26 protein-coding genes are annotated in these 22,873 nt (G+C 41.0%); 2 read left to right on the top strand and 24 right to left on the bottom strand.

Translation table 11 applies throughout. The features are described from left to right. Window positions 1-49: 49 nt before the first annotated feature. The 10 genes from ACYQ2D_RS07100 to ACYQ2D_RS07145 all read right to left on the bottom strand — a co-directional run bounded on the left by ACYQ2D_RS07100 (window position 50) and on the right by ACYQ2D_RS07145 (window position 8,542). Window positions 50-1,342, bottom strand: a complete 1,293-nt coding sequence (locus tag ACYQ2D_RS07100) for a site-specific integrase (protein WP_337597459.1) — start codon at window positions 1,340-1,342, stop codon at window positions 50-52. A gap of 2 nt (window positions 1,343-1,344) precedes the next feature. Further along, a complete protein-coding gene (locus tag ACYQ2D_RS07105) occupies window positions 1,345-2,562 on the bottom strand; it encodes a site-specific integrase (RefSeq protein WP_337597461.1) in 1,218 nt (405 codons plus the stop codon). Further along, window positions 2,559-2,786, bottom strand: coding sequence for a helix-turn-helix domain-containing protein (locus tag ACYQ2D_RS07110; RefSeq protein ID WP_021739058.1), 228 nt, complete (start codon window positions 2,784-2,786; stop codon window positions 2,559-2,561). The genes ACYQ2D_RS07105 and ACYQ2D_RS07110 overlap by 4 nt, the downstream gene beginning before the upstream one ends. Window positions 2,787-2,936: 150 nt before the next feature. Next, entirely contained in the window at window positions 2,937-3,458 is a 522-nt protein-coding gene (locus tag ACYQ2D_RS07115; RefSeq protein WP_337597464.1) for a type II toxin-antitoxin system PemK/MazF family toxin, read from the bottom strand. A gap of 593 nt (window positions 3,459-4,051) precedes the next feature. After that, entirely contained in the window at window positions 4,052-4,522 is a 471-nt protein-coding gene (locus ACYQ2D_RS07120; protein WP_459785017.1) for an RNA polymerase sigma factor, read from the bottom strand. Between the two features lie 492 nt (window positions 4,523-5,014). Continuing rightward, entirely contained in the window at window positions 5,015-5,722 is a 708-nt protein-coding gene (locus tag ACYQ2D_RS07125; protein ID WP_337597466.1) for an ABC transporter permease, read from the bottom strand. Next, window positions 5,715-6,638 (bottom strand): ABC transporter ATP-binding protein, encoded by a 924-nt coding sequence (locus ACYQ2D_RS07130; protein WP_117539969.1) that lies wholly within the window; start codon window positions 6,636-6,638, stop codon window positions 5,715-5,717. The genes ACYQ2D_RS07125 and ACYQ2D_RS07130 overlap by 8 nt, the downstream gene beginning before the upstream one ends. A gap of 98 nt (window positions 6,639-6,736) precedes the next feature. Next, window positions 6,737-7,678: a HAMP domain-containing histidine kinase gene (locus ACYQ2D_RS07135; RefSeq protein ID WP_055173569.1), complete on the bottom strand. Its 942-nt coding sequence runs from the start codon at window positions 7,676-7,678 to the stop codon at window positions 6,737-6,739. Further along, window positions 7,675-8,364 carry a response regulator transcription factor gene (locus ACYQ2D_RS07140; RefSeq protein WP_028088182.1) on the bottom strand — a complete coding sequence of 230 codons (690 nt, stop codon included), beginning with the start codon at window positions 8,362-8,364 and terminating at the stop codon, window positions 7,675-7,677. Before ACYQ2D_RS07140 ends, ACYQ2D_RS07135 begins: the two co-directional genes overlap by 4 nt. After that, a complete protein-coding gene (locus tag ACYQ2D_RS07145) occupies window positions 8,345-8,542 on the bottom strand; it encodes a helix-turn-helix domain-containing protein (protein WP_015515114.1) in 198 nt (65 codons plus the stop codon). The genes ACYQ2D_RS07140 and ACYQ2D_RS07145 overlap by 20 nt, the downstream gene beginning before the upstream one ends. Window positions 8,543-8,706: 164 nt before the next feature. Between ACYQ2D_RS07145 and ACYQ2D_RS07150 the strand changes: the two genes are divergently transcribed. Further along, the gene (locus ACYQ2D_RS07150) at window positions 8,707-9,063 is read left to right on the top strand and encodes a helix-turn-helix domain-containing protein (protein ID WP_337597472.1); all 357 of its coding nucleotides are present in this window, start codon (window positions 8,707-8,709) and stop codon (window positions 9,061-9,063) included. Between the two features lie 105 nt (window positions 9,064-9,168). Here ACYQ2D_RS07150 and ACYQ2D_RS07155 read toward each other — a convergent pair whose 3' ends face one another. The 4 genes from ACYQ2D_RS07155 to ACYQ2D_RS07170 form a co-directional block, all read right to left on the bottom strand. Then, window positions 9,169-10,890 (bottom strand): lysozyme family protein, encoded by a 1,722-nt coding sequence (locus tag ACYQ2D_RS07155; RefSeq protein ID WP_459785018.1) that lies wholly within the window; start codon window positions 10,888-10,890, stop codon window positions 9,169-9,171. Window positions 10,891-10,915: 25 nt separating this feature from the next. Next, on the bottom strand, window positions 10,916-11,323 hold the full coding sequence (locus tag ACYQ2D_RS07160; protein ID WP_055171643.1) for a DUF6075 family protein: 408 nt from the start codon (window positions 11,321-11,323) through the stop codon (window positions 10,916-10,918). An 81-nt stretch (window positions 11,324-11,404) separates the two neighbouring features. Then, entirely contained in the window at window positions 11,405-13,744 is a 2,340-nt protein-coding gene (locus ACYQ2D_RS07165) for a VirB4-like conjugal transfer ATPase, CD1110 family (RefSeq protein WP_337597474.1), read from the bottom strand. After that, the gene (locus ACYQ2D_RS07170; protein WP_337597475.1) at window positions 13,725-14,117 is read right to left on the bottom strand and encodes a PrgI family protein; all 393 of its coding nucleotides are present in this window, start codon (window positions 14,115-14,117) and stop codon (window positions 13,725-13,727) included. The genes ACYQ2D_RS07165 and ACYQ2D_RS07170 overlap by 20 nt, the downstream gene beginning before the upstream one ends. A gap of 81 nt (window positions 14,118-14,198) precedes the next feature. Here ACYQ2D_RS07170 and ACYQ2D_RS07175 point away from each other — a divergent pair, with 81 nt between their 5' ends. Then, window positions 14,199-14,579, top strand: a complete 381-nt coding sequence (locus ACYQ2D_RS07175; protein ID WP_177957955.1) for a hypothetical protein — start codon at window positions 14,199-14,201, stop codon at window positions 14,577-14,579. A 21-nt stretch (window positions 14,580-14,600) separates the two neighbouring features. On the opposite strand, the gene ACYQ2D_RS07180 is transcribed toward ACYQ2D_RS07175, so the two are convergent. From ACYQ2D_RS07180 to ACYQ2D_RS07225, 10 genes are all read right to left on the bottom strand, one after another. Next, window positions 14,601-15,410: a VirB6/TrbL-like conjugal transfer protein, CD1112 family gene (locus ACYQ2D_RS07180; protein ID WP_459785019.1), complete on the bottom strand. Its 810-nt coding sequence runs from the start codon at window positions 15,408-15,410 to the stop codon at window positions 14,601-14,603. A gap of 116 nt (window positions 15,411-15,526) precedes the next feature. Further along, window positions 15,527-15,892 (bottom strand): glutamyl-tRNA amidotransferase, encoded by a 366-nt coding sequence (locus tag ACYQ2D_RS07185; RefSeq protein ID WP_337597477.1) that lies wholly within the window; start codon window positions 15,890-15,892, stop codon window positions 15,527-15,529. A gap of 33 nt (window positions 15,893-15,925) precedes the next feature. Continuing rightward, window positions 15,926-17,722: a VirD4-like conjugal transfer protein, CD1115 family gene (locus ACYQ2D_RS07190; protein WP_337597478.1), complete on the bottom strand. Its 1,797-nt coding sequence runs from the start codon at window positions 17,720-17,722 to the stop codon at window positions 15,926-15,928. After that, complete coding sequence (locus ACYQ2D_RS07195) at window positions 17,709-17,912, bottom strand: hypothetical protein (RefSeq protein WP_005342524.1); 204 nt, start codon at window positions 17,910-17,912, stop codon at window positions 17,709-17,711. The genes ACYQ2D_RS07190 and ACYQ2D_RS07195 overlap by 14 nt, the downstream gene beginning before the upstream one ends. A 26-nt stretch (window positions 17,913-17,938) precedes the next feature. After that, on the bottom strand, window positions 17,939-18,943 hold the full coding sequence (locus ACYQ2D_RS07200; protein ID WP_459785020.1) for a hypothetical protein: 1,005 nt from the start codon (window positions 18,941-18,943) through the stop codon (window positions 17,939-17,941). 5 nt (window positions 18,944-18,948) lie between these two features. Beyond that, the gene (locus ACYQ2D_RS07205; protein ID WP_337597480.1) at window positions 18,949-19,830 is read right to left on the bottom strand and encodes a PcfB family protein; all 882 of its coding nucleotides are present in this window, start codon (window positions 19,828-19,830) and stop codon (window positions 18,949-18,951) included. Then, a complete protein-coding gene (locus ACYQ2D_RS07210) occupies window positions 19,805-21,247 on the bottom strand; it encodes a relaxase/mobilization nuclease domain-containing protein (RefSeq protein WP_337597481.1) in 1,443 nt (480 codons plus the stop codon). Before ACYQ2D_RS07210 ends, ACYQ2D_RS07205 begins: the two co-directional genes overlap by 26 nt. Then, complete coding sequence (locus ACYQ2D_RS07215; RefSeq protein WP_297932470.1) at window positions 21,238-21,576, bottom strand: plasmid mobilization protein; 339 nt, start codon at window positions 21,574-21,576, stop codon at window positions 21,238-21,240. Before ACYQ2D_RS07215 ends, ACYQ2D_RS07210 begins: the two co-directional genes overlap by 10 nt. Continuing rightward, entirely contained in the window at window positions 21,573-22,559 is a 987-nt protein-coding gene (locus ACYQ2D_RS07220; protein WP_337597483.1) for a DUF5688 family protein, read from the bottom strand. The genes ACYQ2D_RS07215 and ACYQ2D_RS07220 overlap by 4 nt, the downstream gene beginning before the upstream one ends. Window positions 22,560-22,679: 120 nt before the next feature. Continuing rightward, on the bottom strand, window positions 22,680-22,787 hold the full coding sequence (locus ACYQ2D_RS07225) for a DUF3789 domain-containing protein (RefSeq protein WP_006426179.1): 108 nt from the start codon (window positions 22,785-22,787) through the stop codon (window positions 22,680-22,682). Window positions 22,788-22,873: the final 86 nt, after the last annotated feature.

Raw genomic sequence — 22,873 nt, forward strand, 5'->3', positions numbered from 1 at the left:
GTTCGATTCTTATTTGTACTTTTCTCTCTTACTACTATTCTATTTTTTATCATGCTGCGTTGAAATATTCCTCCAGGATTAAGTCTATTTCAATCACTTCTGAATAATCATAATACTGATCTTTCCGCTCTTTTGGAATAACTTCTTCAATAAATGGTTCCAATATATCCAGACAGTCTTCTATGATTTCCTGCGTATCTCCATAAACATCTACTGATATGATTTCCTTGGCATGTCCCAATAAATGCGAAACACCTTTTGAATTAAAGCTATTCTTCAGCAAAATAGTTGCATAGGTATTTCTCAACTGGTGAAAATGAATATCAGGCAAATCCAAGGATTTCAACAAGTCTTTATAGTATTTCTGATGAAAGCCTTTACTCCTTGGATTCCCATATGTAGAACAACAAATATAATTCCAGTCCCGGAACTCTTTTGGTCTGCGTCTGCGGTTCTTCTCATAAGTTTTCCGTTCTTCCAGAATTGCTTCAAATACATAATCCGGTATTGGAAGTTCACGCACACCAGCAGGTGTTTTTGTTTTAATTTCCTGCTTTGTCAGCATCTTAGGTGCACAGTCTTCTGCTTTACTGTTTGGCTTCTTTCCCAACTGACGCTCTACTCTCAACGTCCTGTGAATGTAATCGACATCACTGTATTTCAAACCGTTGATTTCACTTCTTCTGAGCCCCATCAATACAGCAAATAAAATCTGCATATGAATCGATGTTTCTTTACTGGCCTCAATCAACTGTAGCACCTGCGGAAGTGTCAATGTTTTCTTTTCGTCGATTTTCAGAACACGATACTCTGTCTTTTTTATTTTCTTCGGTAAATTGATTCCCTTCGCAGGATTAGTTGCCAATACATTTTTGTTAAATGCATACTCCAATGATGTTTTCATGATCGTCCTGACATTTTTCGCAACTGATTCGTACTTTTCTGCAACTGTATTATATAATTTTCTGATATAACCCTGATTCAGTGTAGACATATACATTTTTCCAAGCTGTGGAACAATATAATTCCTAATGGCACTTTTGTAAGTTGTATATGTGTCGTCTGTTATTCGGGGACGCATAATATCTTCCAGCCAGAAGATCATAAACTCCTCTACCCGGATTTTCCCATACACAATATAGGTTCCGGTATGTAGCTGTCCAATGACTTCATCACGAAATGCATTGGCTTCTCTTTTGGTCGTGAATCCCGCATGTTGCTGCGTCTTTGTACTTTCGTCTGCAAACGTCAGCAACACACGAAATCCATATCCCTTTTTGATTGTTGTCACCGAATAGACCTTATATTCTACATATTTCTTAAAGTCAAAGGTTTTATGCATGGCTATCCCTCCGTTCCGGTTTGTTGTGGTACAAATGTATTATTTACAAACGCAATAATCTTATCTTGCTCGTCCATAATCTCACAATAATATTCGTAAGTCGTATGAACGGAACTATGACCTAACAGACCAGATATTTTAAACAATGGAACTCCAAGTTCAATTAAAATGGTCGCAAACATATGTCTGAGTCCATGTACGGTGATATTTGCCAATCCATTTCTGTTACAGATTTTCGTAAGTGCCTGATTCATTGCCGTTAATGATCGGGGTTCGCCATTTTCCTGACAACATACATAATCAAAATTCTTGTATTCTATGCCCGGATCAGTTTTTCGCAATTCAATCAACTGCTGTCTGCGTTTTACTTCCTGCATCACCACTTTTGGCACTCTCAATATCCGGTAGCTGTTCTCAGTCTTTGGATTCCTTTCAATAACAGCATATTCCGTAACCGTAAATTCTTTTTCTTTCAGTTTCAGGTTTCCAACAAGCTGTCTGCTAATTCTGACGGTCTGTTTTTCAAAATCAAAATCCTGAAATTTCAATCCAAGAATTTCTCCTTTTCGTAACCCACAAAACAGTCCCAGTAAAATTTCTAGATACCAAGGATTCTTGCTCCCAGCTTCAAGAAAAACTTTCAATTTTTCTTTGCTTAATACCCTTACCTTTGGTTTTGCTCTCGAATATGGCTTTGTCTCAGGCATTGGATTATAGCTTATGAACTTATCTCCTGCTGCATCTTTCATGGCGATGCTCAAAAGCTCTCGCCCTTTATTTCCTGCTGAAGGACAAATTTTCGCGACACGTTCCAGTAGAGCATCTAAATACTCTACTGAAATGTATTTTAATTTGATATCCGCTTCCATACTCGGAAGAATCAGATTATATAAGGTATATGCTCCAACCATTCTTGTGGTTGTCTCAATTCTCGGACTGAAAATATTTTCAAACCAGTATTCCAGATAATCCCCAAGCATCACATCTGTCTTTTGCATTTTTGCAATCTGGAGATTTCTCTGCTTCTTCTGGTATCTCTTTTCATATTCCCAGTAACTTTTCTCTGCTTCTTCCGGCGTTTCAAATCCACCTTTTTTCCCATATTTTGTCGTCAGATCGTCCTGCAGCTCTTTGGTTCTGTGATACCATGATTTTCCTTCAAAAAAGACAACTCTCTTTTCCTTTGACATTGTCTCCTGCTGCGTTTCTTTCTGTTTCATTCTGCTCTCACTCTTTCTCTCTCCTCGTCTCCATTCAGCCACCTATCAAAAGAATTGCATGGGATACGATAAGATCTGCCAATCTTCAACACCCGGAATGGTTTTCTATCATAATAAACATTTTCTATAAATTCATACGCCTTGGAGCGTCCCAGTCCAAGCAAATTCTGAACATCTTCTACTTTATATACTTTCTTTTCCATTTCATTCTCTATCATTGCCATGACGTTATCCTCCTCGTCCTAATCTTTGCGCTTTACTACCGGTAGTTTTTAGCTGTGTAACATCTAAAAACGGTACACCACTAAGATATCCATTTTCGTCTACAGCGTCCAATGTGCGAATTTTTAAATCGCACACTTGACTTTTACGTGTTACTTGTTCTTTCTTCCTATATAATAGTCGTACCCATTCCGGACATTGCAGAACATACATGTATCCTTATATCTCTGTTCTGGATTCACCCGCCGGATATAATATTCCGGCACATCATAAAAATTGCCTGCACATACTCTGCACAGGCTCACGACTAACGGTTTTTCAATGATTTTCGGTATCCCGGTACTTCTTCGGATTGCTTTATTGATTTTCTCCATTTCTACCCGATTCAACGTACATACATAATTTTCCAACCGTCTTTTATCTAAAGTTCTAAGCTGATCTAACAGCACTACAGAATCCTTTTCCAGACCTTCGATTTCTGGAATTGCAATGTGTGTCGGCAGTTTCATTTTTTCTTTACTTGTAATTGCCGCCACAATCACTGTCGGACTGTATTTATTTCCTATATTATTCTGAATCACCAGCACCGGACGATAACCGCCCTGTTCACTCCCAAATACAGGATCAAGGTCGGCATGATAAATATCCCCACGCCTGACGTTTCTATCTTCCATCTTTGCTTTATCTCCTCTCGACTTTCTAACTGTTGTTATCCCTAAATATGTAAAATACAAGCCTATTTGTCCCCGACGTCCCGACTTGTAATTGGGAAATCATCAGACGGCTGACTGCTAATCAGCTCCACAGGATTTTATTTAAAATAAATATATGGGATTGGGATTTTTCCTCTCCAGGGATCTCCTGAAGCTGCCCTCACTTGTTGCGGCATCAAAGAAATATTTTGTATACACGACTTTATGACCGGACAGGAGTATCATTATGCCTGTTGTCTGTCATCGCCCTGCCAGAAGCAATCTGACAATTATAACCAAACATTTTTCGCTCAACAGTCTGAGCAATACAAACTGAAACCAAAAGGAAGTATACGGGTGGGATTTCGCTGCCTTTACCCAGCCTGTGTTATGGCGTATCTGTTAATGTGGCTTACGCTCATCACGATAACAACAGGAATGTGTCTGATGAATGTATATGAATTTGTCAAGGTTCGTCCCGCTCCCCAGTCTTTTCGTGACAAAAGAAGAAACAGGCGGATCAGAATATTTCTCTTTCCACCTGTTTCCTCACTTAAACGCTATTTTTCAACCCACTATCTCAAAATCTTTTTCAAATTTCTGATTGCTGCTTTTACAGACTTTGCTACCATCTGAAAAGAGCAGCCTTCTTCCTGTGCAATCTGCTCATAATTCTTATCTTCAAAATAATACTTCATCAATCGTCTTCTCTGAATTTCCGACAACTGCTGGATTGCACTATGTAACCGTTCCGTTTCCAGTTTATTCAGAACAGTATCCTCTACACCTTCCTCTTTCTGAAATACCCGTTCATATAAACTGGAATCCCAGATTTCTGACTGTTCCAGATGCCTGTCCACAACATTCATATGCGACACGTCCTGCAATTCAAACATATTAAAAGCCTCATATACATTCTTTCCTATTTCCAAATCCTTGTACTCTTTTTCACCATTGCGGAATGAAACATAATATTTTCCGTCCTTCTCATAGATTTCATATGGGTTATATTTATCTTTTCTTCTTTTTGGCTGTCTACCTTCCATGTCCTTTCCTCCGATCTGAATTTTTTGAATTCAGATCAGTAGGTGGGGCACGACATCGACATATTGTCGAAGTATTTTCTAAAAATTGGCAACAAAAAACGCCCGTTTTCCACAATGGAAAACTGACGCACCCATAGCAACCGCTATTATACTGAATTACACGGAATGATAATACCGATGCAATGCTAAACTTATCAGGCGTAACAGCAATGCTTTTTTTAACTGATGTAAACCATATGAGTTTTGAAAAAGCAACCGAGACACGCTAATATAACCTCCAATCGGCTACCGTGTCCCTGTAAGTCGTCATTGGTTTGTGTAAACGCAAAGAAACGGCGGCTCTGAAAATCAAAGCCGCCGTTTCAAATGGGCGTGTCAAATTGTCTGCTCTACGACGGCTTTTTTTCTTTTGCCGTCGTCCGGCAGTTTAATTAACTCTTAATATCAATTTATAATTGGCATCACTATAAGAACTTTCATTTCGTTGAGCATTTAGTTCAAATCCTTAGTTTCCACATTGTAAATCGAGAGAAACGCAAAGATTAAGGAAAGTACCATAAGTACAACAGGAAGAATGGCATTATCCGCCAAAGAAAAATCGCCCACATTAGCCTGTGTCAAAAAAATCAGCAGAAAAGATGATACGATGGTAGCTTTTGAGGACTTCATAGCCATACCAATAAACAAGGCGATAAAACTCATGGTTACAATGACAACGGACTTTAAGAGTAACTGAATATAGAACCCCATACTTGCCATGTTGTAGTCCAGTGGGAATGAGGAAACCATGAATTGTGCACCAAGTAAAATGCAGCCGTAAATCAATAGTTTTGTCAGCACCAGAGCCACGAAATTGAAAATCCATACAGCTAACATTTGAGAAACGAGAATTTTCTGTCGCTTAATTGGATACGCAAACATTAAGTTCATGGTTTTGTTTTTATAGGCGCTCACAATGTATGTGGACAACATGACACTGGTAAACACCAGAAAAGCCATGCTTGTAAACAGCTCGATAGAGGAAGAAATCGCACTGTTACCCGGCGCCGCATCAGGAAGACCCGTATCAGGATCATTGGCAATTCCCAAATAGCAAAGGGCAAATATGAACAGGCAGATCAGAGCCGACATGATAACCACATTGCGAATGTACTTGCCTACATTATTCTTTTTCCATTCCAGCCTAATGAGTTTAAGCATGATATTTCACCTCCCCGGTCAGCTTCAAGAAGTAGTCCTCCAGCGTTTCAGATTTCTTTCCAATGCTCACAACTTCAACATCATTCAGAGCCAGTATTTTCGTCAACTGCTGGGTAGACGCTGCATGGTCATATATGCGAATTTTACCGCTGTCAAGAATCTTAAAATTTTGCAGACCCAACTTTTCAGTCAAGACATAGGCAGCCCGCTTTTCATCCGTGACAGAAAGCTCCACATAATTGAGGTTCATTTCCTCAATATCTTGCATACGAATTTCTTTCATCATTTTTCCGTGATGGATAATAGCAACGGTATCCGCAATACTCTCCACTTCAGATAAAATGTGACTTGAAATCATAACGGTAATACCGTACTCCGAACAAAGTGTTTTTAATAAATCACGGATTTGTTTCATTCCTGCTGGATCAAGGCCGTTTGTGGGTTCGTCGAGAATAAGCAGTTCCGGCTTGCACATAATGGCTCTTGCAATTCCAAGGCGTTCTTTCATGCCGAGGGAATAGTTCTTGACCGGCTGATCGGCTGCTGATGTCAAGTCCAGCATTTGCAACGCACTTTCAACACTGTCAACATTGTAATAGCCCATATACTCACAATGAAGCTGTAAGTTCTCACGCCCGGTCATGTGGTCATAAAAGGTGGGAAACTCGATGATACTTCCCATTCTTTTTAAGACTTCATAGGATTTTGGAGTCAATACCTCTCCAAACACCTCAATAGTCCCACTGGTAGGTTTCCAAAGGTTAGTAATCATCTTCATCACTGTGGTTTTACCAGCTCCGTTAGGACCAAGAAAACCATAAATTTCCCCTTTTGGAATATGAATATTAACATCAGTGACAAGTGCCTTACTACCGATCTTTTTAGAAAGACCACTTGTTTGTAAAATAAATGGCATTGTCTTGCCCTCCTTTCTACTGACATTATAGAAAGTTCGATTTTCAAAACTCTTGAATAATTCTTACAAATTTCTTTCTTAAAAAAATGACCTATGGTTTAATAGGCCATTTTCTTGAGCGTAATAGTGAAAACTGTTTTCTGGTGCGGATGACTTTCTAAAGTAATATCGCCACCGAGTTGCAAGGCAAGATTTTTCGCAATCGTCAGTCCAAGACCATTTCCCTGCATAGCACTATTTCTGGAATCTTCCATCATAAACAGCCGATCAAAAACCGAATCGGCAAATTCTTTTTCAATTCCACGGCCCCTGTCCACAATGTCTATATAGATATGTGCCTGATCTGCCCGCAAAAACATACCTAAATATTTTCCATCGCCGCCATAGCGAATTGCATTGGAAATCAAATTGAACATAATTCTTTGCAACGCATCTTTATTGGCATTTGCATACAACACATGATCGGGTATGTTAATTTCCACTTCAAAATTTTTTTGTGAAAGGAGTTCATAGAAATCCAAAATATTTTCCCGGCAGGCTTCGTTCACATTCAAACGCTCCAATGGCATATCTGTATCGCCAGCCTCTAATTTAGCAAGCGTAAAGAATTGTGTAATCAATCCCATTACCCGCTGGGCAGTGCTTTCTACCTTTTGCAACATTTCATTGCTTTGGGTTCCGTTCAAACGCATAATCTCCAAATAGCCAAGAATCACTGTCATGGGAGTTTTAATGTCGTGGGAAATGTTAGATAACATCTTTTTGGATGCCATTTCAGCCCGCCGATACTCAACTTTTACTTTTTGCCGATCTTCCAACATTCGATTGATTTGTGTTGCAAGCTCTATCAGTGCCTTATTATCGGTAAAGACTGTCACTTTTTCGTCGCTGTCGGTGTCAAGAAGTTCTTTCAATTTGCTGCTGATCTCGTGTATTTTTGCTTTTGTTCCGTTATGGAATACAAACTGCTGGTACACAATGATACAGATTAAAATCATAATACAGAGGGTTAGTAAAAAGATAATTGTCGCATTGCTCATTTCTGTTCTCCCAGCTTATAGCCAATTCCCCATACAGTTATAACAACTTGTGGCTTTCGTGGATCATCCTCAATTTTCGTTCGTAAACGGCTGATGTGAACATTGACGGCATTTTCATCCCCCATATAGGCATCATTCCAAATTAAAGAATAGATTTGAGCCTTTGTGTAGACCCTTTGTGGGTTTTCCAGAAGCAGCCGTAAAATATCAAATTCTTTTGCGGTCAGTTCGATAATCTCGCCTGATTTTGTGACGGTGTGATTTTCCAAGTTCATAACCAATGGACCCCACACAAGTTTCGTTTGCTCTGGCTGTACGGCAGCATATTCGGTATTTCTCCGTATGTTTGCTTTAATACGCGCCATAACCTCTGTTATGGAAAACGGTTTTGTAATATAATCATCCGCACCGAGGCCCAAACCTAAAGTTTTGTCGGAATCCGAATCCTTTGCAGAAATGATGATAATTGGCACCGTACTTTTTTGACGAATATACTTCATTACATTCATACCTGTAATTTTGGGAATCATCAAATCCAACAAGACGATACTATAAGAACCAATGTCGAAAGCCTCACATGCCTTTTGACCATCAGTAGCGCAGACAACTTCAAAATTTTCTGCTATAAGATAGCTACATAACATTTCACTTATTTCTATATCATCTTCAATTAAGAGAATCTTCATTATTCTTTTTTCCTTCCTTTCTGCGCCTATCAGTCGGCTTCTCCGCAGTTTTAGGGAGCAGCCAAACACCGGCCATTTTCACAGCACCGGGGATACGCCCACCAGCACAATAATAATTTACCCTACGAGGTGTCACGCCCCACTTCTCGGCGGCCTCTTTCAATGTCATATAGTCCATTTCGCACCTCCACAGAGTACATTATAGTTCTTTATCTCGAATAATACAAGTTTATCACCAATCGCAGCTTTATATAATCGGCATAATCGTACAGCTTGTCAGGCATAATAAGGTCATTCCATCATATAAACCGGAACGATACAATATTCTTGAGGTGAATGATTATGCCGATTGATGATTTAACTGCTTTAGGGCAGAAAATGCGGAAAGCCCGAAAGAATAAAGAGCTGACACAGCAGGAACTTTCTGATCTGAGCCATGTTTCTGTAAAGCAAATCGCCAATATTGAAAAGGGAAAAATGAATCCTTTCTATTTAATTTTAAGAGCATTGGCAAAGGTTCTGCACATCTCTTTGGACACACTTATAAATCCAGATGTCTCTCTGGAGGATGAAGGTGTTAATCAGATGAAAATGCTTTATTCTAGCTGTCCGCCAGAAATGCGTGACACCCTGTTACATCACACTCAAGAAACGGCGAAAGAACTGACAGAGTTATCCGAGAAATTTAAAACGAATTGAACCAGTAAGTGAAGTTTAACGATTCTCTCACTGGTTCTTTTCGTTTTTAAAAAGGCGATTTACTTTTATAAATATCTCCGCTATCATTCCAAACAACATTTTTCTCTAATATGCCGGAACACCATATCCATAAATATTACTACTTCCGATACTGTAACTTCGTCTTACCACTTTATCTCCACTGTTACCTTCTATGGTATTGACGGTTCCACCACTGACACTCTCTACAATTCCAACATGGTCAATCGTTCCATTATTCCCCCAGTCAAAGAAAATAATATCTCCTACCGCCGGGGTATAACTGGCGTCCCGGAACCTGCCTTTACTTTCAAACCATTTCACACCGTCCGAACAAAGAGAGAATTTTGGAATAGCTCCACTCTGGATATAACCACTCTGGTCTGCACACCATGACACAAAGCAGGCACACCACTCTACTCGGCTTCCAAATCCATACCAACTCCAGTAGGTTGTTCCGCCTTTTCCTTCCTGAGATGCTGCTACCTGAACGATTGCCTGATTACCGATGCCTGTCGGGATTCTTCCAAATGCATAATACTGAAGCACATGCGGTACATACTGCTTGTCCCCATAACTGCTCCACCCCATTCTCTGTGCCATCATATCAGAAAATTCTGCTGCATTTGCAAGGGTATATCCACCTCTGGCTTTTGCCCATTCCAGATATCCATTTCCATAGTTGTAACTTTGCAATGCCAGTTTAATATTTTCCATATCCAGAGGATTTTTTACCCCTGCACGTTCCATACAGCTTTTTATCTCCTGCACTCCGCAAGAAATCGAATACTCTGGATCAGTGATTCCATTCGGCTGTTTGGGGTATTTTGTATTAAAGCTCCCTTCTGAACACTGCATCGGGTCAAGTCCTCTCCCACCTGATTCCTGCATCATAATGGCTTTGATTAATTCCACATACTCTCCAATGCCATATTGATTTGCATACTGACGGATTAGTGGTTCGTATGCTTCTACTTCTGCACTAACCGAAGAAACCGTACTGGAATTATCCCCACCTGTCATGCATAGAAATCCACCAAATAAAATGACGATAATCAAAATCATAACCGCAATCCAACCACCTGCAGTCAATGCACTCAGTAATACTTTTGTAGCTTCAATCAACGCTTTTATTGCATGTGTTACCGCTTTTGCTGTCTTTTTCACTGCAATCCTGGTATTCTGTGCAGTCTGCCTTGCTGTCTGCACTGCTTTTTCTGCTTTTTTCATAGAATAATGCATTGCCCGGACAGAAGCATTTGCAGTCTGCTCCGATGTTTTGATACTGGTCCTTGCCGTTTGTTCTGCAGTCTTGACCGCTTTTTCAGAAGTCTTGATAATACCTTTTCCGGTATTCTTTACAACCTGTTCCGATGCTCTCCCGGTCTTGATGGTTCTTTTATCCCGTTCAATGGTCTTGATTTTTTTGACAGCAAGTTCTTTTCCCTGCTCCTGTGCCTTTTCTCCGCCTGAAGGCGGTACTGGTCGGATTTGTTCTTTCGGCGGGTAAACTGTTTCTTCGCCTGCCGAAGAAACAGAAGCTTTCTCTTTCTTCCGTTCAATAATCTTTCCTGCCTGTCTGCGTACCTGATGCCCTGTTTCGTGAAAGATGCGGTCAGCATACTCGCTGGCCGCATCTTCTGCATAACCTACCGGATTATTCTCTCTATCACTGGATTTCTCCGTCGATTGCATGACAGTTTCTTTTGTTCTGACATAAGACTGCTTAATATGGTCTGTCACTGTAACCGTCTTATCTAATACTTTAATATCCTTATGGACTTGGCGTGTTTTTATCTTACAATCCATCGCTTTTCTCCATTTGAATCTTTATCTAGCGTTCATGATTAGTTTCTTTTTTGCTCACCTGTGGCAGTTCCCGGCAGTATTCCGGATACTTCATGCGGATTGCTTCATAAAAATATGGTGCATAGCCACAATCGAACATCTCGTATGGGGTAGACAGACTTTCTTCTCCCTTCTCCACATATCCATTCCACAAGTTGAAAGCCAGTCTGGTCAATCGTGCCGAACCACCTGTCTGCCACCCTTCATGCAGTGCTCCCGGTTTAATCAAACGCTCTTTAAAATCAAACATGCGATCAACATGATTTCTGGTATCTTCAGAAATTCCCACACAATAAAAAAATGAACTGTAATAACTGTCGTGCTTTCCGCATTTTGCTAACATCTGATAAAAAAACTTTTCGTGTTCCTTTGATGAAAATCTGATTTCTGACATAGTTGCCTCCTTTTCCGGCACTAAAAAACGCCACAAATTGTGACGATTTCCGGTACCATTCTCTTAAATTGATTATTGAAGTTACATTCTTCCTCGGTTGATACTGTCCTCTCCCGGCTTTGTGGTCATCAGTTTATACAACCTTGTATTGGTCGGGAATCTATTGACGAACGGTACAAGTGAACTTCCGTATTTCACCAAACCGCAACCGGCATCTGCATTTGTGATATATCCCATTTGCTCAGTGGAGATATTCAGAAGTGTTGCCAACTTTGCTCTGTCCGGCTCTGCCTGATTAAGCATCACGATATACTCACTGTTGGAAATCATCGTACTTGCAAGAACAGAATCTAACAGATATTCCACGTTCTGGGTAATTGCTGTCGGAAATGCATTACGCTTACGAAATCTTCGCCATGCAGAGTTAAAAAATGCTCCGGAATACTCATTTTCAAATACTACATGAAACTCGTCTAAGAAAATATGAGTTCGCTTTCCCTGTTTCCAGTTCTCTGTTACCCGGTTCAGCATTGCATCAGTGATAACCAGAAGTCCCATGGTCTTTAGCTGCTTTCCTAAATCCAGAATGTCGTATACCATGATACGGTTATTCACATCAACATTACTTTCATGTGCAAATGCGTCCAGACTTCCATTTATAAATAATTCTGATACCAGTGCCAAATCCTGTGCTTCCGGTTCTTCCTGTTCCAGAAACTTTTCACGCAACACCCGTAAAGTCGGCACTGCTCCGCCATGCTGATATTCCTCATAGACTTCCCCTACACATCGGTCAATAATGGAACGTTCCTTCGCATTGATCCCTTTTTTATCCAACTGCTCAAACAAAGATAAGATAAACTGTGACTTCTCAATTACCGGATCACCGCCATCTCCATATCCGTCTACCATATCCATTGCATTGATGTGGTCCCTGCTTCCTGCAGCAATACGAACCACTTCTCCGCCCATTGCTTCAACCAACGATGCATACTCTCGCTCTGGATCACAAATCAGGATATCGTCCTGCGTTGCCAGTGCCAGGAATACAATCTGCATTTTTGCATTAAAGGATTTTCCACTTCCCGGCACACCTAAAAGGAATGAGTTCGGGTTCAGGAGTTTTTCTTTATTGCACATGATTAAGTTATGAGAGATTGCATTTTCTCCACAATAGATACCGCCTGCGTCCATAATCTCCTGCACCCGGAATGGCATCAACACTGCCACGCTCTCCGATGTCAGCGTGCGGACTGCCGGAATCTTTCGGTGTCCGATGGGAAGTGCTGTATTTAGTCCGTCCATTTGCTGAAATTTCAAAACTGAAAACTGGCATAACTTTTTCTGTCCAATGGTCAGAAGTGTTTCCGTATCTGCGTCAAGCTGCTTTTTCGATTCTGCAGTATGCACCATAGTCAGTACCCCGAACATCATACGCTGGTCACGTGTAGTCAGATCATCCATGAACTCTTTACTTTCTTTTCTCTGCTGTTCCAAGTCATAAGGAATCACTGCGGAAAAGTTATTGTTGGCATTCTGCCGTCTCTGCCAGTTTGTGATATTCGTCTCCACACCAAGCAGACGTTTTTCCACTTCCTGCACTGCTTCATCAGTAGGAACAGGAATCACATCAATGCTCAACATCAGATTTCGATTCATGTCGGTCAGTTCTGCTATCATATCGTCTTTAATGTAAGAAGCATACTCCCGAAGAAAGAGTACCCTTCCGTAACGCTCTCCCATGCGGAAATAATCTTTTTCAAATTCAAAAGTATCCGGGCAGATATAATCTTTGAAGCTGTGCCCTTTTCTCATACTCTCCTGAATATCAAAATGGAAACCAGATTCTTCTCCTGTACGGTAAAAATCATGCAGAATCCGTAACTTATCTTCTCCATTTACCTCTGCACATTTGGAACCCAGTCTTGCAAAATGGCTGTTCAGCTCTGTTGTCACTCGTGCAAAATACGTTCTCGCTTCTTCAATCGTTTTCTTATAGCAGGATACTGTCACATATTTTTCCTGCACCATGCTGTTGGAACTGGTTGCCTTATCTAAAAGCATGTTGTTATACTCTTTCCGGTATAAATCCAATCCGTCCTCCTGCATCGGAATCAGAATTGCTTTTTCAAAATCCACTTTATTCAAGCGGCGATTATTGATCGTTATTTTTGTTGTTCCACCGCAATCGAACGAATTTAATAAATCCATATATTCCAGGAACATTGTTTCCTTATCAACTTTGCTCGCCACTGCATAGTTAATATCGGTGAATTTATAAGTACGTGCAAATTTATTTCTCCCGATTTTAAAAATCCCATCTGACCAGATGGTCTCGATGGGAATTACCTGCTGTACGCTTCTTGGAATTACAAATTTTTCTTTATCCTGCTTGAAGATATTACTCAGCGTTTTCATCATTTTTCTTGCGTCCCTCCTTCTTCAGACTTTCTTTCTCATATTTTTTAATGACTGGTTCTACTGCATCAAAATAAAGATTTTCTGACCGGAACACCAGTTTTTTCGGCATCAGGATTTCCGATTTAATCCATGCCCAGATAAACTGCTCCGCTGTCATTCCATGATATTTTACAAACCCGAACACTACACATGGGACAGCTCCCAGTACACAAATCCAACTCACTGTTTCCATACTCATGTATGGGTGAAGCAAAAAATAAAGCCCAACGGCAATCCCGCAGGCTAATCCTGAAAAGATAAACTGTCTTAGGGACAATCCGAAAAAGATTGCTTCCGTGTAATCCCTGATTTCCTTGTTAATTTTTACTTCCAAAACGATACACCTCCAAATCGCACATTTGTTATATTTTTCCTGTTCTGTTACACTTTGGGTAAATGAAAGGGGGACTGACCTATGCCAATCACTGTTATGATTTCACTTGTTGTTACCGTTGCTCTATTCCTGATTTCTCTGCTGTTTCGGATTGCTGCCAGATTAAATCTGACCTTACCACTGTTATACTTCCTTGCTGTTTCCACGATTCTGAATCCATGGGCAGCAAGCCATGAGAAACTTGCATTTGCAATCCTCTATCTGCTGACTGCCTTTTCTGTTCTCAGTTGGATTTCTGCTCTGCGACGCAAGTGGCAAGAACATCAATATTACAAAGCTATGAAAGACGATATGTCATTCCAGATTTCTCGTGCCAGACAGAAAGGGATTCCTTTAGATTCTGTTCATTTCGACTCTCAGGGAAATATGAGATATAATGACAGCAAAGACATTGTAGAATAGGCTCATAACATACTCTGTTTTTTATAATCCCATCATTTCCCGTACTACTCGGTCTGACATTTTCACTGCCCCGACCAGTACAAGCATATTAAAAATCAATTCTCCGATATAACTCCACACCATGGTCACTGCTGCTGCGTCCGGATTGACTACTGGCGGTGATGATGCAAATAATGAAAAAATAATGCAGGCAAGTACCACGATTACTCCCTCCAAACACACTGCTGCATAGGATTTCAAGAAACTTCTTCCAATATTTTGGCTCGGCTCTCCTGCAAAGGAAGATAACGGAATCGGTGCAATTGCTGTATATAGGCATAATCGAAAAAATCTTCCATATACACTCATAATCATAATGAAGCTCAGAACTGTAATAAAAAGTCCACCGATCAACGTCACCGCCCATAGAGGAATACTTTCAAAAAATCCACAATCTTCTACAGCTTCTATGATTTCGTCCGGTAAAACGGTATCTTCCGTACTTCCAAATCCTGCGGTCTGCATAATCGTACTGGTCACTCCTTGTATGATGTTAAATAATGCCATCATCAGCTCCAGTCCATACGTGACTACGCCTTTTGCAATCGCAAAACGGATAAAAATTTTCAATGCATGTTCCGGTCTTTTTACCTCTGTAAAACTTCCACAAGTCTTGACCACTCCGACTACAAAGAAAAGCACTAACAAAGCATAGCCGATTGCCTGCAACGCTCCATGAATCTGCACAATCACCTGCCAGATACCGCCACCCTTAAAGTTTTCCGGTGACTGTGTGAGTATCTGCCAGATTTCCGCAAGTTTACTGTTCCAGGTATCCAAAGCATTTTGCAAGTTCTGTACTACCTAGTTATCTGACACGTTCTAAACACCTCCTGTCTTAGCTTGGGCGGTGCGGCTCCTTTCGGGCCTGCACCGTCCCATTTTCTTTTTCTTGTTTTCTATTCTTCTTAACCAGTAATCAGATTCAGGATTTCTTTTGCAAATGTAATAATGACACCGCCTGCAAGTGTCAGGAATCCATTCGCTCTCTGGCTTGGATCATGAGATTTCAGTGATAAACCGACCTGCACAATTCCAAATCCCAACAAAATCATTCCGATGGCACGAATCAGTCCAAAGATAAACGTGGACAGATTATTGATAACGGTCAGTGGATCGTCTGCTGCAAATACGGTACTTGCTCCTGCTGTCATAATCAGTACCATTGCCATATACACTGCCATGACACGTTTCATTTTTGCTGTCATTAGCAGCTTTTTCGTTACTTTTGTTGTTTCTTTCTTCTCCTGCTTCTTTCGCATATCTAATTTCATTTTTTGATTGCCTCCTATATATTTTTCTTGGATTTACACATATTTCTGGATAATTTCTTCCAAATCTTCATCAGATAATAATTCGTAATCTTCCGATTCCAGTGCATCGTCTGTGAGTTCACCTTCTAAGCTGTCTCCCAGTGAGATACTTGCCACTGCCCGGTCAACTGCTCCATGCAGATATGGCTTTCCATTTCCATCTGTCGTAAACCCTACATTGGGGTGCTTTAAAATATCAAATTTCTCGTCTAAAATTGGTCTTTCTCCACGAATAAAAAGAATCGCATATCGGTTATCCAACATGCGAACTTCATCGGGTGTCATCAGCTCCCGCCCTGTATTCTGATAATTGGTGGAATAATTCCCTGAATGTCCCGTTGACTTTCCATAGGTGTTCGTGTCAATCGTTGCCTTTCCCAGAAGTTCGCTGACATATTTATGCGTCCCCTGCTCGTTGCCACCCAAATATAAAAATTCGTCACAGTTTCCCATAATGCTTTCCCACTGCTTTTCGAACAATGCCTTTAACTGTGCCAGATTCTGCAAAATAATACTGACTGACACTTCTCTGGAACGCATAACGGACAGAATCTTATCGAAGTCATCCGGCAGTGAAACATTTGCAAATTCGTCCATGAGGAAATGCACATGAACCGGAAGTCTCCCTCCATATTTATGATCTGCCAGATAGAACAACTGCTGAAATAACTGGGTATACAAAATCGACACCAGAAAGTTATAACTGGTGTCGTTGTCCGGGATTAACGCAAATAAAGCCACTTTTCGCTCTCCCAGTGATGGCAGGTCTAAATCGTCCGTTGCGGTCAGTGCTGCCAGACTGGATAAGTTGAATTTCTCAAGTCTTGCGGCTAATGTGATTTGAATGGATTTTAATGTCTTGGCACTACCAGAGTGGTAATCTTTGTAATACTTTACTGCGATATGTTCCGGGTTCTTCATTTCCAACCGTTCAAACAATTCATCAAGCGGTGACTGGTACTGGTCATCGTCCTCTCTGACTTCTCCGGCACGTAACATTTCCATTACCATCGGGAAATTCTGCTCCTCCTCTGGTGCTTCATACCGTAAATAAAAAATCAATGCCAACAGCAACATGGAAGCTGCGGTATCCCAGAACGGATCATTGGACTGACTGCCTTTTGGTGTAGTTGCTTTGAACAGGTTCGTTACCAGTCTCTGCACATCGTTATCGTCCTTCAGATATACAAATGGGTTATAGCAATGGCTCTTTTCCATGTTGATCAGGTCAAGCACTCTTACTTCATAACCTTTTTCTTCCAGAAGATACCCGGTATCCCGCAAGTTCTCTCCTTTTGGATCAAGCACCACAAAAGAGGTATTCGCCTGCATCAGATTCGGCTTTGCAAAAAATCTGGTCTTTCCTGAACCGGAACCACCAATCACAACCGTCAATACATTTCGCAAATGTTTCCGCATATTGTAGCTGATTCGTACATGCATGGTCAGCAACTTATTTTTTGTAAATCGCTTCTCCCTGTATCTGCGATTGATTTTCTTCACATTCCCCCATTTTGCAGACCCATGTTCTTCACCTCGTCGGTAATGTTTCTTGGTAGAAAGATAAATCCCAATTCCCATACCGTAAGCCAGCAAAAAAATAAGGACAGTTTTTACACTGTCCCCACATAACTGAATCGAAAACGGATGATTCATTGCTTCCGGGACTCCTTCCAGAATCCCCATAAGACCAGACGAAAGATAAGGTGCGACAAGTAACGCAAACCAGATAACCGGGATAATTCCAATTACCGCCAGTATCAGACTGCTCTGCTCATCATCGTTCTTCATGGCTTCTGCGTCCTCGCTTTTCCTTCTCCGGCGGTACTTCGATTTTCTCAATGACTTTCATTAAAACATCATCGACAAGCTCCGTATCTTTTCCCTCTTTCAGCATCTGATTCCGCTTGTCCTTCAGGGAATGGAACACTACGCCGCTCTCATATTTGTCCAGTTCTAATGTAATCGTATCACTGCTCATTTTGCATTCTCCTTTCCCGAATTTTTCTAGCGTGCTTCTTTTCTATGTTGTCCTCTGGATTTCTGTTCTTTTTTTTCAGGCTCTGGATTTTCTTTCTTATCTTTCACCTTTTCAGAACTGTCTTGTCCGGTTTTTTCAGTCTCTGACTGTCGGTAAGTTGCATTCCGATTCTGATCTAGTACCTTTGCCATTCTTGCAGAAATTGCATTCGCTGCATCTCTGGCTCTGGAAAGTTCCACTCTCACTTCCTGAGTCTCCATTTTTTCAAAAAACTCTGGTGCATGTAAAAAATTATATCGACTGGTATCCATTCCATATTTTTTACACAACATATAAGACGCACACGATACATGAAATGCATCTTCATTTTTATCATAGTGTGGATTTCCATCCGCATATCCGGCAAATACCAATTCCGGCACAAGATTCTGAAAGATTTCCTGTGCACTCATCCCTTTTCTTACATAAATACAACCTTCTTCCGGTTTAAAAAATGCTCCTTTTTCATCCGGCATCTGTTCTGGTTCTGCTGCAACAATATTTACCGGAGGGGTACTGACTAACGCCCGGATTAAATCATGTTCTTCATATTCTGACTTTTGAATTGTAGTATCGGACATTGTTGTCTGAGAAATATCATATAGCTTTTTCGCATTATAATAATTTCCAACTGTACCATCTTCACGCTTATATGTTTTTCCTGGCTCTAAAATCAGAACTGGATTCTGTCGTTCCATACGTTTTAAATAAAATCCATGATCTCTCCAGTATCCATAGTCACCTAATTTCTGTGCATCTGGTCTTTGTGCCAGAATCAGAAGTGCATTATTGGTAGTATATCGATCAAAGGTACTCTGTACATCCAGATACTTCTGCAGCATTTTCCCATCCGTTGCCACTTGTGCGGTTACTTGCTCTGACAACTCATAGCAGCGATTCCTGTTATTTTTGCTTTCCGCAATAAATGCCTGTATCTTTTCATCCTGTGGTACAGCCGATGCATTTAATAAAGAATCAAAACTATTATCCATAAAATTTACCTCTCTTTCCCTTTCCTTGGTTTTCGTTTCTGTTGTGGCTGCTGGTGGCGAATCTGATTCCGGTCTTTATTTCCCTGATTTCTCACCGGATCATTTCTATTCTCACTCCGCTCCGCTTCTTTCTTCCTTGCATTCTGTATTTCCCGAAGTTCCTTTCTGACCGATGGTTTCTCTGGTTTTTCCGGGGTAAATAACTTAGAAGTACCCTCTGCGGTTTTCTCTTGCTTCTTTGAGGTAGGCTCGGACAGACGGGATTTGGTCGTCTTTGCCAAAGAGGGGTTTTGCTCCTTCCCCTCTTTCTTCACCGACTCTCCAAACAACTCGTCCATAAGCTGATCCTCCTTGGATTTCTGCGGATAATCTTTTTCCGGCTCTGCCTGTCCCTGTTTTTCCTGCTGAACCTGTACTTTTCCCGGCTTCTTTTCCTGCTTCTCTGATTTTCCGGCTTTTGCTTTTTCTGCACGTGTCCGCTCAATTTCCGTCTTAATCTTCGCTGCTTCTGTTACAGATGCAAACTGGAATCTATCTACGATACGGTTGATTCTTGGTGCATCTTCTTCCTTTACAATCACATCTACCAGTCCGTCACTGCTTCCTTTGGGATTTCGGACTGCACAGTACAACACACCATATCGTTTTGCTTCCTGAACAAATTGTTTCAGATCACTTTCTTTCACTGAAAATACCGTCAGTGGTCTACCTGATTTGACCAGTGTTTCAAGTCTTACTCTGCCTTTTGTCTTTTTCTTCTCTTTTAAGACTGCATACAGCATCACTGCCAGATGCTTCGCTCCTGTGCCACTGATCTTCAATGCTGCTTCACCGACTTCCAACGACATTCGTACCACCTGATCAGCGGCTTCGCCTGATGTGTTCATGGCTTTGTTCCTCCTTCTTCTCTTTTTCTTCCCGCACCATCTTAAATTTTTCTTCGATTACCTTGGAACGTGCGGCGATTCCATCACAAAGTGCTGCCTCCTTTCTGAGCGTTCCAATTTTCTCTGTCAGAACTTTTATCTGCTCCTTCATTTCCTGTATTTCTTCTTCCGGTCTGTCTGCCCGGATCTTATAACGCAGGTGCTTCCGCTCCTCCACACACTGCTCCATTTTCTTCTGCAAACTTTCTTTCAACAAAAAAAGCTGCTCCGCAGTATCAATGTGATAATGGCAGAGCAGCTTCGTCTCTTTTGAAATGGTATTCAGTTTTAACAAATCCTCCCGGAACAATACATGCACCTGTTTGGCAGATATTAACAGGCGGTTCTTCGGCAGGATTCCTAAAAGATAACAGTAGTGCAGATACAATCCCCGAAGCCCTCTGATTTTTCTTGTCTGCTTAAAGTTGCCGGATACCTGAATCCGGTAATACTTCCCAACTGAAATTTTCTTCTCGGCAGGTAATTCATTTTCTTCCAGAATCCGAACCCTGATTGCTTCCAGCGAATAATTTTCTCCAAAGTTCCGCTTTAACTTCAGACCACGCTCCCGCCCTTCCGGGCGAATGGTAATGTCTTTCCCAAACTTAAACGAGTATCCTTTTTCCCGCAAATAAAAAAAGAACTGTTTTTCAGTCCTCGCTTTTCGGATTGCTTCATCAACATCTGCTTTTACCATGCTGTGATAACTCGGCTTTCCTTGCTGTTCTGCCTGCCACTCAGCATAATGTTTTCCTTTTCCCTGTTCCGGCTGCCCGACAACCGATAACTGGTATTCTTTACATAACTGGTCCGACACCATTCGCATATCCCGATAATCCTGATTTGTCCTGTGGTATCTTTTCCCGTCAAGGAATGAAACTGAGTTCACCACAAAATGATTGTGCAGATGGTTCGCCTTATCCAAATGAGTCGCAATCAATACCTGATACTGACTGCCCCACAATTCTTCTGCCATCTTCTTTCCAATCTCATGTGCCATTGCCGGACTACATTCTCCCGGTGCAAAAGACTGGTATCCATGAAACGCAACAATTTCGTCCTCCTTTCCATAACGCTTTTTGACTGCAATCATTTCTTCTCTGGCGGTTGTCGGTGCACAATTCACTCCAGATACATACTGTTCCATCAGTTCTTCCGCTTCTCCGACAAGTTCTATTTCCATTGATTCAGATTGTCTCTGTCTAGTCTTTTCTGCATTCACTGCATAGGTAAGCACATCTTCCAGTCCTTGTGCGGATCGTGATTGATTCTCGACTATCTGCCCTTCGTTATTCTCTTTCGTCTTGTCCGGGTTCTCCGCATAATTGATTACTTTTCCAATCCAACCTTTAATGCTCCAGATTGATGTCACTGCCATGATTCATTTTTCTCCGGAAGTATTACTGCTTCTGTAATCTTACGGACTGCTTCATTGAACTTCCGCACTTCCTGATCATATCGCTGCGCATCTACCACATTTAATACATGTGCTTTTTGTGCAATTTGATTTAAGTTATTTCCAATCTTATGAAGTTCCCGCATCATCAAATAATAATCTGGTGGCGGTGCGTCTCTTGGAACAACACCAGAAATCAACTGTCTCAGGTAAGCTTCCCGGTTCAATCCGCTTTTCTTTACTTTCTTATCCAATGCCTCCGCTTCTTTTTTGTTCAATCGAAAAAGGATTGCTACATTTCGTTTTCTCAACGCTCCATCTCCTTTACTTTCTGTATAGAATCTGGTTCCTGGCGAATCTGGTGTTTTTCTTTATCATAGCTGTAAACTCTGTCTGAAAGAACCTCCTGCCGTTCCACTTCATTTTTATTTACTTCCCGTACCATTTCACCAAGCATTTTCGGTTCCATCTCTCCATTATCCGGAACGATCAGAACTTCATGCACCGATGACGGCAAAACATAGAATCCTTCTGGAAAAAGTTGTTCCAGTTTATTTAAAACTTCTGGTTGCGTAATCATAGATGCTCCATATTGCTTTTCTACATTCGTAAGTGCATACAGCATATCATGTGAACGAAGTCCAAAATCAACATTTTCATCTAACAGGTTTGTTGCATGTCCTTCTTCATTAAAAATACTCAACAACATTTCGTCCATTGACTGAAGAATCGGTGTATTTACAGGCTGTGTATTTGCTCTGGCCTGCTGGAACATTTCCTTTGCATCCACATTCCACATCTTAAGATGTTCATTTTTCACCTTCATAGTCGCTTTTCCATCGTTAGACTCTACCGGAAAATCCACATAACAGATAGCCGACAGATCTTCCATATTTTCATGAGGCATTTCCTGTAACATTCGTTTGTTTGCCTGGGTGTTCACAAGCATCACTGCCAGATGTTCCTTCACTGAATCATAATCCAATGGGTTGATACCGTTGTGCACAAACGGAGCATTGCCTGCTTCTTCCATGCATTTTGCAATTTCATTCATCACTTTCTCAACGGGTTCACCCAAACGTATTTCATTGAAGAACGGTTCTACATAAACAACTGGGCACACATTTTCTTCCTGCAGTCTTACCTGGACTCCTACCATCTGGACTCCATTATTTTTATTCATCTGCATTACCTGAAATTCTGCATTCTCATATTTAGCTGGAAGAAAATTCCGGATGTCTTTTGCTACACCTTCCGCAAATACCTTTTCTGCTATCATTTCTTTTGCAATCATTTTTTCTGTTCTCCCTTCTTCTTGTTCATTTTCTTTAAATATTCCTGATATCGTCTTTCTGCTTTCTTCTTGTCTTTCATTGATACTTCAACCAGCATCTTGTATCTCCTTTCTTTTTGTCTACTGAATCTTGTTAATCTGTAACAGGCACATCAACACTACTCCTATAATGCCACCTACTAATACTCCACAAATAAACTTCAACATTGTTACTTTCTCCTTTTTCATTTTCTGAGGGTTTCAGGGATTCTCCCTGACAAGCTGCCGCCGGACTGCCAGACAGGAAAACTGTGTGGTAATCCAAAGGCGTTGCT

The organism is Blautia stercoris (assembly GCF_054657695.1).